Origin of the sequence: Thalassobellus citreus (assembly GCF_044385915.1) — a bacterium.
Taxonomy (GTDB): domain Bacteria; phylum Bacteroidota; class Bacteroidia; order Flavobacteriales; family Flavobacteriaceae; genus Thalassobellus; species Thalassobellus citreus.
Map to the genome: position 1 here is coordinate 1 of NZ_JBISCC010000089.1, position 379 is coordinate 379.

Here is a 379-nt window from a genome sequence, read left to right on the forward strand (position 1 = left end):
GATGCTTGTTTACCAACAGGAGTTAATACGACTGATAGTGATGGTGATGGACTAACCGATTGTGAAGAAACGACAGGAATAGACGATCCGAGTACACCAAAAGTAACAGGAGATTATTCAGGACCATTTGATTCTAACGATGCTTGTTTACCAACAGGAGTTAATACGACTGATAGTGATGGTGATGGATTAACCGATTGTGAAGAAACGACAGGGATTGACGATCCGAGTACACCAAAAGTACCAGGAGATTATCCAGGACCATTTGATGCTAACGATGCTTGTTTACCAACAGGAGTTAATACGACTGATAGTGATGGTGATGGACTAACCGATTGTGAAGAAACGACAGGAATAGACGATCCGAGTACACCAAAAG

General features: G+C 42.0%; 1 pseudogene. It reads left to right on the plus strand.

Features of this window, described 5'->3' with window-relative positions:
• Nucleotides 1-379, plus strand: a pseudogene (locus ACH5TX_RS00790) (hypothetical protein); the annotation flags it as partial.